Annotated in this window: 20 protein-coding genes; all 20 read left to right on the top strand. The window is 45.1% G+C overall.

The window, feature by feature from the left end:
* Positions 1 to 15: 15 nt before the first annotated feature.
* The 20 genes from rplD (at position 16) to secY (ending at position 9761) form a co-directional block, all read left to right on the top strand.
* Complete coding sequence (gene rplD, locus MKY97_RS25525; protein WP_111271025.1) at positions 16 to 639, top strand: 50S ribosomal protein L4; 624 nt, start codon at positions 16 to 18, stop codon at positions 637 to 639.
* A complete protein-coding gene (rplW, locus tag MKY97_RS25520; protein ID WP_090924675.1) occupies positions 639 to 929 on the top strand; it encodes a 50S ribosomal protein L23 in 291 nt (96 codons plus the stop codon). Before rplD ends, rplW begins: the two co-directional genes overlap by 1 nt.
* A gap of 31 nt (positions 930 to 960) precedes the next feature.
* Positions 961 to 1791, top strand: a complete 831-nt coding sequence (rplB, locus tag MKY97_RS25515) for a 50S ribosomal protein L2 (protein WP_111271026.1) — start codon at positions 961 to 963, stop codon at positions 1789 to 1791.
* Between the two features lie 71 nt (positions 1792 to 1862).
* Entirely contained in the window at positions 1863 to 2141 is a 279-nt protein-coding gene (gene rpsS / locus MKY97_RS25510; protein WP_056697694.1) for a 30S ribosomal protein S19, read from the top strand.
* Between the two features lie 35 nt (positions 2142 to 2176).
* On the top strand, positions 2177 to 2509 hold the full coding sequence (gene rplV, locus MKY97_RS25505) for a 50S ribosomal protein L22 (RefSeq protein ID WP_090924674.1): 333 nt from the start codon (positions 2177 to 2179) through the stop codon (positions 2507 to 2509).
* A gap of 15 nt (positions 2510 to 2524) precedes the next feature.
* Complete coding sequence (gene rpsC / locus MKY97_RS25500; protein WP_090924673.1) at positions 2525 to 3190, top strand: 30S ribosomal protein S3; 666 nt, start codon at positions 2525 to 2527, stop codon at positions 3188 to 3190.
* A gap of 2 nt (positions 3191 to 3192) precedes the next feature.
* Positions 3193 to 3627, top strand: coding sequence for a 50S ribosomal protein L16 (gene rplP / locus MKY97_RS25495; RefSeq protein ID WP_017692082.1), 435 nt, complete (start codon positions 3193 to 3195; stop codon positions 3625 to 3627).
* Positions 3617 to 3814, top strand: coding sequence for a 50S ribosomal protein L29 (gene rpmC / locus MKY97_RS25490; RefSeq protein ID WP_017692083.1), 198 nt, complete (start codon positions 3617 to 3619; stop codon positions 3812 to 3814). The genes rplP and rpmC overlap by 11 nt, the downstream gene beginning before the upstream one ends.
* Positions 3815 to 3862: 48 nt before the next feature.
* Positions 3863 to 4129 carry a 30S ribosomal protein S17 gene (rpsQ, locus tag MKY97_RS25485; protein WP_110899284.1) on the top strand — a complete coding sequence of 89 codons (267 nt, stop codon included), beginning with the start codon at positions 3863 to 3865 and terminating at the stop codon, positions 4127 to 4129.
* 36 nt (positions 4130 to 4165) lie between these two features.
* A complete protein-coding gene (rplN, locus tag MKY97_RS25480; RefSeq protein ID WP_272040447.1) occupies positions 4166 to 4534 on the top strand; it encodes a 50S ribosomal protein L14 in 369 nt (122 codons plus the stop codon).
* Between the two features lie 41 nt (positions 4535 to 4575).
* Complete coding sequence (gene rplX, locus MKY97_RS25475) at positions 4576 to 4929, top strand: 50S ribosomal protein L24 (RefSeq protein WP_090924672.1); 354 nt, start codon at positions 4576 to 4578, stop codon at positions 4927 to 4929.
* Between the two features lie 32 nt (positions 4930 to 4961).
* Positions 4962 to 5504, top strand: a complete 543-nt coding sequence (gene rplE, locus MKY97_RS25470) for a 50S ribosomal protein L5 (protein ID WP_111271027.1) — start codon at positions 4962 to 4964, stop codon at positions 5502 to 5504.
* 74 nt (positions 5505 to 5578) lie between these two features.
* Entirely contained in the window at positions 5579 to 5764 is a 186-nt protein-coding gene (locus MKY97_RS25465) for a type Z 30S ribosomal protein S14 (protein ID WP_013312154.1), read from the top strand.
* A 32-nt stretch (positions 5765 to 5796) separates the two neighbouring features.
* On the top strand, positions 5797 to 6195 hold the full coding sequence (rpsH, locus tag MKY97_RS25460; protein WP_123067254.1) for a 30S ribosomal protein S8: 399 nt from the start codon (positions 5797 to 5799) through the stop codon (positions 6193 to 6195).
* A 30-nt stretch (positions 6196 to 6225) separates the two neighbouring features.
* Entirely contained in the window at positions 6226 to 6768 is a 543-nt protein-coding gene (rplF, locus tag MKY97_RS25455; protein ID WP_090924669.1) for a 50S ribosomal protein L6, read from the top strand.
* Positions 6769 to 6885: 117 nt separating this feature from the next.
* Positions 6886 to 7254, top strand: a complete 369-nt coding sequence (gene rplR, locus MKY97_RS25450; protein WP_017692090.1) for a 50S ribosomal protein L18 — start codon at positions 6886 to 6888, stop codon at positions 7252 to 7254.
* A gap of 27 nt (positions 7255 to 7281) precedes the next feature.
* On the top strand, positions 7282 to 7779 hold the full coding sequence (gene rpsE, locus MKY97_RS25445) for a 30S ribosomal protein S5 (RefSeq protein ID WP_024633574.1): 498 nt from the start codon (positions 7282 to 7284) through the stop codon (positions 7777 to 7779).
* Between the two features lie 12 nt (positions 7780 to 7791).
* Positions 7792 to 7977, top strand: a complete 186-nt coding sequence (gene rpmD, locus MKY97_RS25440; RefSeq protein WP_090924668.1) for a 50S ribosomal protein L30 — start codon at positions 7792 to 7794, stop codon at positions 7975 to 7977.
* A 45-nt stretch (positions 7978 to 8022) separates the two neighbouring features.
* Positions 8023 to 8463 (top strand): 50S ribosomal protein L15, encoded by a 441-nt coding sequence (gene rplO, locus MKY97_RS25435; RefSeq protein WP_090924667.1) that lies wholly within the window; start codon positions 8023 to 8025, stop codon positions 8461 to 8463.
* Positions 8463 to 9761 carry a preprotein translocase subunit SecY gene (secY, locus tag MKY97_RS25430; protein WP_090924666.1) on the top strand — a complete coding sequence of 433 codons (1299 nt, stop codon included), beginning with the start codon at positions 8463 to 8465 and terminating at the stop codon, positions 9759 to 9761. The genes rplO and secY overlap by 1 nt, the downstream gene beginning before the upstream one ends.
* The last annotated feature ends 72 nt before the right edge of the window (positions 9762 to 9833 follow it).

Genomic DNA, 9833 nt, shown 5'->3' with positions numbered 1-9833 from the left:
AAGGAGGAACACAAAATGCCAAAAGTATCAGTTTACAATGTAGATGGTAGCCAAGTAGGTGAAGTTGAACTGAATGATGCTGTATTCGGAATTGAGCCGAATCAACACGTTCTGTACGATGCAGTTCTTATGCAGCGCGCTTCCCTTCGTCAAGGTACCCACAAAGTAAAAGGACGTTCTGAAGTACGTGGCGGTGGACGTAAGCCTTGGAAACAAAAAGGTACAGGTCGCGCTCGTCAAGGTTCAATTCGTTCACCACAATGGAAAGGCGGCGGTATCGTATTTGGTCCGACTCCACGGAGCTATGCGTACAAACTGCCTAAGAAAGTTCGTCGTCTGGCGATCAAATCTGCCCTTTCATCTAAAGTGCAAGACAATGACATTATCGTTTTGGATGCTCTGACTTTGAGCGCTCCTAAAACTAAAGAATTTGCAGCTATCTTGAACAACCTCAAAGTAGGCCGCAAAGCTTTGATTGTAGCACCTAGCTATGATGATAATGTAGCTCTTTCCGCACGGAATATTCCTGGCGTGAAATTCGTAGCTGCTGACGGCATTAATGTTCTTGACGTGCTTGGGCACGACAAACTGATCATTACGAAAGAAGCAGTTCAGAAGGTAGAGGAGGTGCTCGCGTAATGAAGGATCCTCGTGATATTGTAAAACGTCCGATTATTACGGAACGTACTGCTGACATGATGAACGACTTGAAATATGTATTTGAAGTCGATATCCGTGCAAACAAAACCGAGATCAAAAAAGCGGTAGAAGCTATTTTCGGCGTAAAAGTGAAAAACGTGAACACACTTCGTGTTCCAGCTAAACCGAAACGGTACGGACGTTATTCCGGATACACAAGCGAGTGGAAAAAAGCGTTTGTAACACTGACGCAAGACAGCAAATCGCTTGAGTTCTTTGAAACTGTATAATTGAAATCTTTGAAGTAAGGAGGGAAAACTAGTGCCAATCAAAAAGTATAAACCAACATCCCCGGCAAGACGGAACATGTCCGTTTCTACATTTGAGGAAATCACCACAGATAAGCCGGAGAAATCGTTGTTGGCCCCATTGAGCAAACAGGCAGGCCGCAACAACCAAGGTAAAATTACAGTTCGTCACCACGGTGGTGGACATAAACGTAAATACCGTATCATCGACTTCAAACGTACTAAAGATGGAATACCGGGCCGCGTTGCTACAATCGAGTATGACCCGAACCGTACTTCCAACATTGCATTGATTCACTATGCTGATGGTGAGAAACGTTACATCATCGCTCCTAAAGGTCTGAAAGTTGGAGATCAAGTATTCTCAGGTCCTGACGCAGACATTAAAATTGGTAACGCACTGCCGCTTGAAAACATTCCAGTAGGTACCGTTATCCACAACATCGAGTTGAAACCAGGTAAAGGCGGACAATTGGTTCGTGCTGCTGGTACTGAAGCTCAATTGCTTGGTAAAGAAGAAAAATACGTTTCTGTTCGTCTCTCTTCCGGAGAAGTTCGTCGTATTCTGAAAGTTTGCCGCGCAACAATCGGATCCGTTGGTAACCAAGACCACGAGCTTATCAAAATCGGTAAAGCCGGTCGTAGCCGTTGGTTGGGTCAACGCCCTGAGGTTCGTGGTGTGGTAATGAACCCTAACGATCACCCTCACGGTGGTGGTGAAGGTCGTGCTCCAATCGGACGTAAATCGCCAATGTCACCATGGGGTAAACCTACTCTTGGTTTCAAAACGCGTAAGAAAAATAAAGCTTCTGATAAATACATCATCCGTCGCCGCACGAAGTAATACACACTGTGCATAACTTCGTGAGGCATCTACGGATGCATAAAAGCTATGTTTGAAGGGAGGATCTCCACATGAGTCGCAGTTTGAAAAAAGGGCCATTCATTGATGGCTACATGCTCAAGAAGGTAGAAGAGATGGAAGCATCAGGCAAGAAGAACGTTATCAAAACCTGGTCCCGTCGCTCTACAATTTTCCCACAATTCATCGGACACACATTTGGCGTTTACGACGGTCGTAAACACGTGCCAGTGTATGTAACTGAGGACATGGTCGGACACAAACTGGGTGAGTTCGCTCCAACCCGTACGTACAAAGGCCATACTGATGATGATAAGAAAACAAGAAGATAAATGAACATCTCTAATGTTTGAGAGGAGGTTACACAATGGAAGCAAAAGCACATGCTAAGTTTATCCGGATTGCTCCTCGTAAAGTTCAACTCGTTGTTGACTTGATTCGCGGCAAGCAAGTAGGTGAGGCGGTTGCCATTCTCCGTCACACTCCGAAATCCGCTTCTCCAGTTGTTGAGAAGCTGCTTAACTCCGCTATTGCGAATGCGGAACATAATTATTCTTTGGATGTTAATAACTTGGTGATCTCGCAAGCTTACGTAAACCAAGGACCGACTATGAAGCGTTTCCGCCCTCGTGCAATGGGACGTGCAAGTCGTATTAACAAACGTACTAGCCACATTACTTTGGTGGTATCTGAAAAGTAGAAGGAGGGAAAACGTGTGGGCCAAAAGGTAAATCCAGTCGGACTTCGTGTCGGAGTTATCCGTGACTGGGAATCTAAGTGGTATGCAGGCAAAGACTTCGGTGATCTTTTGATGGAAGACGTGAAAATTCGTGAATTCCTGAAAAATAAATTGAAAGACTCCGCTATGTCTCGTGTTGAGATCGAGAGAGCGGCTAACCGCGTAAACGTAACGATTCACACAGCGAAACCAGGTATGGTAATCGGTAAAGGTGGATCCGAAGTTGAAAATCTTCGTAACCAAATTACGAAAATTGCTGGCGGTAAAAAAGTACACATCAACATCTCTGAAATTAAGAATCAAGACCTGGACGCAATCCTGGTAGCAGAAAGCATTGCACAACAATTGGAACGTCGTGTTTCTTTCCGTCGTGCGTTGAAACAAGCTATTCAAAGAACTATGCGCTCCGGGGCTAAAGGTATTAAAACTCAAGTAGGCGGACGTCTTGGCGGTGCTGAGATTGCACGTTCTGAAGGCTACAGCGAAGGAACTGTTCCACTGCACACACTGCGTGCTGACATCGACTATGGTACAGCAGAGGCACATACTACTTACGGACGTATCGGCGTAAAAGTATGGATCTATCGTGGAGAGGTTCTTCCTACGGCTAAGAAACAAGCTGCTAAGGAAGGAGGCAACTAATCATGTTGGTACCAAAACGCGTAAAACACCGTAAGCAACAACGCGGACATATGAAAGGCCAAGCAAAAGGCGGAACTACGCTGAACTTTGGCGAATACGGTCTGCAAGCTACGGAACCGGCTTGGATTACGAACCGTCAAATCGAAGCGGCTCGTATTGCGATGACTCGTTACATCAAACGTGGTGGTAAAGTCTGGATCAAAATTTTCCCTGACAAACCAATCACTCAAAAGCCTCTCGAGGTTCGGATGGGTAGCGGTAAAGGTAACGTAGAAAAATGGGTTGCAGTAGTGAAACCAGGTAAGATCATGTTTGAACTTGCTGGAGTACCGGAGGAGATCGCACGCGAAGCAATGCGTCTTGCCGCTCACAAACTGCCAATCAAAACGAAGTTCGTGAAACGTGAAGAATTGGGTGGTGAAGCAAATGAAAGCTAGTGAATTTCGCAACCTAACCTCTGCTGAAATCGAGCAAAAGATTGCCGGATTTAAAGAAGAACTCTTTAATCTCCGCTTTCAACTCGCTACCGGTCAGCTGGATAACCCGACTCGAATCCGTGATGTGCGGAAAGAAATAGCTCGTGCTAAAACCATCATCCGTGAAAGAGAACTGGGAATCGGTTAATCAGAGGTCGGATATACATTCCGTCCGTAATCAGGAAGGAGGCCAACAATGAGCGAAGAACGTAACGCACGTAAAGTGCAAATCGGTAAAGTGGTCAGCGATAAAATGGACAAAACGATCGTTGTTGCTGTAGAAACTTACAAAAAACACGACTTGTACCATAAACGTATCAAGTACACTAAAAAGTTCAAAGCGCATGACGAAGAAAACACTGCGAAAATCGGTGACACGGTGAAAATCATGGAAACTCGTCCGCTTTCGAAAGATAAACGCTGGAGACTTACTGAAGTCGTAGAAAAAGCGGTTATCATCTAATTGCATGATCAGCATAGCTGGAAGGAGGAATACTAAATGATTCAACCATTTACACGTTTGACTGTAGCTGACAACTCCGGTGCGAAGGAACTGATGTGTATCCGCGTACTCGGCGGTACGGGACGTCGTACAGCTCAAATCGGTGATCTGATCGTTTGTTCTGTAAAACAAGCAACACCAGGCGGCGTTGTCAAAAAAGGTGATGTAGTTAGAGCGGTTATCGTTCGTACGAAACGTTCTGTACGTCGTAAAGACGGTTCCTACATCGGTTTTGATGAAAATGCAGCTGTTGTTGTAAAAGACGACAGAAGCCCGCGTGGAACACGTATTTTCGGACCTGTTGCTCGTGAACTTCGCGAGAAAGACTTCATGAAAATCGTTTCCTTGGCCCCAGAGGTTATCTAATAGATTAAGCTCGTGATGTTTAGAAACAGGAGGTGTACGAAATGCCAAGAGTGAAAAAAGTTCTGGAATCCCATAACAACAAACTTCACGTTAAAAAGGAAGATACGGTTATGGTGATCAGCGGTAAAGACAAAGGTAAAAAAGGCCGTGTCATCGCTGCTTATCCTCGTGAAAACCGCGTCCTTGTGGAAGGTGTTAACATGGTGAAAAAACACCAGAAGCCTAACCAGCAAAACCCGCAAGGCGGCATTATCGAGAAGGAAGCTCCGATTCACGTTTCCAACGTGATGCACATCGATCCAAAGAGCGGAAAAGTAACCCGTATCGGTTACAAAGTGTTGGATAACGGTAAAAAAGTGCGCGTTGCAAAACGTTCCGGAGAAATTATCGACTAATTGAACCGAATGAGAAAGGAGGGCTATGATTCATGGCATCAAGAATGAAAGAACGTTACCTGCAAGAAATTGCTCCTGCTTTGATGCAGAAGTTTAACTATACAACGGTAATGCAAGTGCCGAAAATCGAGAAAATCGTTATCAACATGGGAGTGGGCGACGCTGTCCAAAACTCTAAAGTGTTGGATTCCGCAGTAAACGATTTGCAGCTGATCGCAGGTCAAAAACCTGTAATCACTCGTGCGAAAAAATCTATCGCAGGTTTCAAACTGCGTGAGAACATGCCTATCGGTGTGAAAGTTACATTGCGCGGCGAGCGTATGTACTACTTCCTCGATAAATTGTTCAACGTTACACTTCCACGTGTACGTGACTTCCGTGGTGTATCGAGCAAAGCGTTCGATGGTCGCGGTAACTACACTCTGGGTCTGAAAGAGCAATTGATCTTCCCAGAGATCGAGTATGATAAAGTTGACAAAGTCCGCGGTATGGATATTGTCATCGTAACAACGGCGAAAACAGACGAAGAGTCCCGCGAGTTGCTTACTCAACTGGGAATGCCTTTCGTTAAATAATGTTGGCATAAACGTTCCGGGTGTCTGGAAAGACTCCCTTTTCTCCGAAATTATTTAGGAGGTGTCAGGCTAAAGTGGCAAAAACTTCGATGAAAGTTAAACAACAACGTACACCAAAGTTTAAAGTACGTGCTTATACACGCTGTGAGCGTTGCGGTCGTCCACATTCGGTACTGCAAAAGTTCAAAATTTGCAGAATTTGCTTCCGTGAATTAGCTTATAAAGGCCAGATTCCTGGCGTGAAAAAAGCAAGCTGGTAAAAAGTCCTGAACGGGAAGGAGGTTAACTCACAATGACTATGTCTGATCCAATTGCAGATATGCTTACTCGTATTCGTAACGCGAACACTGTTCGTCACGAAACAGTAGAAATGCCTGCTTCGACAATGAAAAAACAAATCGCCGATATCTTGAAGCGCGAAGGTTTCATCCGTGACGCTGAATTTATCGAAGATAACAAACAAGGGATTATCCGTGTTTTCTTGAAATACGGTCAAAATAACGAGCGCGTTATCACTGGTCTGAAAAGAATCAGTAAACCTGGTCTTCGTGTTTACACGAAAAGCAACGAAGTACCTCGCGTACTTGGTGGCCTGGGAATCGCGATCATCTCGACATCCAAAGGTGTTATGACGGACAAAGAAGCTCGTCAATCGAAATCCGGCGGAGAAGTCGTTTGCTACGTTTGGTAATATAACGTCACAAGATAGGAGGTGCAACACATGTCTCGTATTGGTCGCAAACCAATTACAGTACCAAGTGGTGTAGACATCACTTTGGACAACACCGTTATTACGGTAAAAGGACCAAAAGGAACTTTGACTCGTGAGCTTCATAAAGACATGAAGGTTACAGTTGAAAACAACGAAATTACAGTTGTGCGTCCTTCCGATAACAAAACTCACCGTTCTTTGCACGGTACAACGCGCAGCGTTGTCAGCAACATGGTGAGCGGCGTAACTGAAGGATTCGCTAAATCTCTGGAGCTGGTTGGGGTCGGATATCGTGCAAGCAAATCCGGAGATAAAATCGTTCTGAACGTTGGATACTCTCACCCGGTTGAAATTACACCGGAAGCGGGAATCGAATTCGAAGTACCTTCGAATACGAAAATCATCGTTCGCGGTATCGATAAAGAGCGCGTAGGTGCTTACGCTGCTAAGATTCGTTCCGTTCGTGAACCTGAGCCGTACAAAGGTAAAGGTATTAAATATGAAGGCGAGCGTATCATCCGTAAGGAAGGTAAAGCCGGTAAGAAGAAATAAGATTTCTCTTACCGCCTTTGCGCGGCTTTCGGCTTGCTTGCTTCGTTTGTTTCTAATATACCCCGTGGCTTCTGCTTTGAAGCCAGCGAGGTAACCTGAAAGGAGTGAATCCCTGAGATGATTACGAAACCAGATAAAAACAAGGCTCGTCTGAAAAGACACCTTCGTGTTCGTAAGAAAATCCAAGGAACGGCTGCACGTCCTCGTTTGAACGTTTTCCGTTCTGGTAAACATATGTACGCTCAAATCATCGATGATGTAGCTGGTGTAACAATTGCTTCCGCGTCTACTGTAGACAAAGAATTGAGCACTGACATCAAAAATGGTGCATCTGTTGAATCTGCTCGTAAAGTTGGCGAACTCGTTGCTAAACGTGCAAAAGACAAAGGTGTTTCCAATATCGTATTTGACCGTAGCGGATATCTGTACCATGGTCGTATCGCAGCTTTGGCTGAAGCGGCTCGTGAAGCAGGACTTGAGTTTTAAGATATTTTTCAAAAGGAGGTTAACGACTTGCGTGTAGATCCGAATACTTTGGAACTGTCTGAAAGAGTAGTAAACATTAATCGCGTAGCTAAAGTAGTAAAAGGCGGACGCCGTTTCAGCTTTAGCGCACTGGTTGTAGTCGGCGACGGCAACGGCTGGGTTGGAGCGGGTATCGGTAAAGCTGGCGAAGTACCTGATGCAATTCGCAAAGGTATTGAAGATGCTAAGAAAAACCTTGTACACGTTCCACTCGTAGGAACTTCGATTCCTCACTTGGTAACAGGTAAGTTCGGCGCAGGACGCGTTCTGTTGAAACCAGCATCTGAAGGTACTGGTGTTATCGCTGGTGGTCCTGTACGTGCGGTTCTCGAACTTGCTGGTGTAGGTGATATTTTGACAAAATCTCTGGGTTCTTCGAATTCCATGAACATGGTCAATGCGACTTTGGAAGGTTTGTCCCGTTTGAAGCGTGCTGAAGACGTGGCTAAACTGCGCGGAAAATCCGTCGAAGAGCTTCTGGGTTAGGAGGGAATTCTCATGGCTAAATTAGAAATTACCCTCGTCCGCAGCTTGATCGGACGTCCGGAGACGCAAAGAACAACTGTGAAAACATTGGGATTGCGCAAAATCAACAGCAAAGTGATCCAAAACGATAATCCTGCCATCCGTGGTATGATTAACAAAGTAAGTCACTTGGTAGCTGTCAAAGAAGTAGAAGCTTAAGAAACGGGTATACACCCACAAATCTTTAAGGAGGTGCAACGAACGATGAAGTTACATGAGCTTTCACCATCTCCTGGATCGCGTAAAGAACGCAAACGTGTTGGTCGCGGTCCAAGTAGTGGTACGGGTAAAACATCAGGTCGCGGTCATAAAGGACAAAACGCTCGTTCTGGCGGTGGTGTTCGTCCAGGCTTCGAAGGTGGACAAAATCCATTGTATCGTCGCTTGCCAAAACGCGGTTTCGTAAACCCAACTCGCAAAGAATATGCAGTTGTTAATATCGAAGACCTGAATAGTTTGCCTGCGGGTACTGAAGTAACTCCAGAATTCTTGATGACGAACGGCGTTGTTAAAAACGCTAAGTCCGGAATCAAAGTTCTGGGTAACGGTGAAGTCACTGTGAAGCTGACTGTTAAAGCTAATAAGTTTTCTCAATCTGCGGTGGAGAAAATTGAAGCTGCCGGCGGTACAACCGAGGTGATTTAATGTTCAAGACCCTAAAGAATATCTGGCGGGTTGAGGATCTGCGCAAAAGGGTATTATTTACCCTTTTTGTACTGATCATTTACCGCATCGGCTCCTTTGTTCCCGTTCCGGGAGTTAACAAAGATGTGTTCGAAGCGACAAATTCTGCGGGTAAAGAAGTTTTTGGACTTCTCAATACGTTCTCGGGTGGAGCACTGTTTCAGTTCTCGATATTTGCACTCGGGATCGTACCTTACATCACTGCGTCTATCATAGTACAGCTGCTTTCCATGGACGTTATTCCTAAATTAGCGGAGTGGGCAAAGCAGGGTGAACAAGGTAAGAAAAAGTCTGCACAACTGACTCGTTATTTAACAATCGGGCTGGCATTGATTCAAGCGTTTGGTACGTCGATCGGATTTAACCGCTTGTACAATACAGACATGATTCCTAACGCAACGTTTGCAGATTATATCTTGATCGCAATTGTACTTACGGCCGGTACTTCATTCCTGATGTGGCTTGGTGAGCAGATCACCGAGAAGGGCATCGGAAACGGAATCTCGATTTTGATCTTTGCGGGTATCCTGTCTACAGTGCCTAATATTATCAAACAAACAATCGAGTCCGATTTCATCCAACCTGATCAGCTGTTCATGAACATCCTTAAAGGTGTAATCATCGCGATTGTTATTGTGTTGATTATCATCGGGGTCATTTACATCCAGCAGGCGATTCGGAAAATTCCGGTTCAGTACGCAAAGCGTGTCGTAGGGAACAAAATGTACGGTGGACAGAACACACATATCCCGCTGAAGATTAATGCAGCTGGTGTTATCCCTGTCATCTTCGCATCATCGCTGTTGATGTTCCCAACGATTATCGCCAACTTCTGGGCTAATCATGGTTGGGCACAGTGGATCGGTCAGAACTTGACTACACACAAACCTCTTGGTATGGTGCTTTATGTCGTGATGATCTTCGGATTCACATTCTTCTATACTTTCGTACAGATGAATCCTCAGCAGATGGCTGATAATATGAAAAAGAACGGCGGTTACATCCCAGGCATTCGCCCGGGTAAAGCAACCGAGAAATATCTGACCCGTGTCATGACTCGTTTGACAATGGCCGGAGCCATCTTCTTGGCAGTCATTTCCGTTCTGCCTGTATTCTTAGGGGCACTTTCTGGTTTGCCTCAATCAGCGCAAATTGGGGGAACTTCTCTCCTGATCGTTATCGGTGTTGCGCTGGATACGATGAAGCAAATCGAAAGCCAATTGATCAAACGCCACTACAAAGGTTTTATCAATAAATAGGCAATAGGTTCCGGTTGAGTAAAGATTTACTTGCCGGCACCTATTGTGCTGTTTGTTGATGTAGGGTAGTCT

Source organism: Paenibacillus sp. FSL R7-0652, from assembly GCF_038595045.1.
GTDB lineage: Bacteria > Bacillota > Bacilli > Paenibacillales > Paenibacillaceae > Paenibacillus.
This window is presented reverse-complemented; position numbering and strand designations above follow the sequence as displayed.